Source organism: Massilia sp. CT11-108 (assembly GCF_047302915.1).
Taxonomy (GTDB): Bacteria; Pseudomonadota; Gammaproteobacteria; order Burkholderiales; family Burkholderiaceae_D; genus Telluria; species Telluria orientalis.
The window spans coordinates 1-409 of the sequence record NZ_JBKYMO010001282.1 but is presented as its reverse complement, the minus strand read 5'-3'; the positions used below and the strand labels follow the sequence as shown (position 1 = coordinate 409).

At 71.9% G+C, this 409-nt stretch carries 1 protein-coding gene; it reads right to left on the bottom strand.

Annotated features, from left to right (window positions below; genetic code table 11):
• The coding region (locus ACEN88_RS34415; protein ID WP_413346893.1) for a sensor histidine kinase at nt 1-409 on the bottom strand (409 nt) is incomplete at both ends.

The following is a 409-nucleotide window of genomic DNA, read 5'->3' as shown; positions in this document are numbered from 1 at the left end:
ACGCGATGCCGGGTCCCTTGTCGAGGACTTCGATGTGAACGAGGCCGCCGTCCGGATGCACGCGGACGTCCACGGGGCCGCCCGGACCGTGCTTGACGGCGTTGCGCACGATGTTTTCGACGGCGCTCCACAGCAGGTCCGGGGCGCCGCGCACCGTGACCGGTTCCGGCGCGTCGACGTCCACCACCGCGCCGGCTTCGAAGCGGGCGTCGTCGGCGATCTGGTCGACCATCTCGACGAGGTCCACGGGTTCGGTGGCGGGCAACGTGGTCGCCGCTTCCAGGCGCGACAAGGTCAGCAGCTCGCCGACGAGGCGGTCCATGCGCACGCTCTCGCGTTCGATGCGTTCGAGCGACGCCTGCAGCCGGTCCGGCCGCTGGTGCGCGAGGCCGATGGCGGCCTGCAGGCG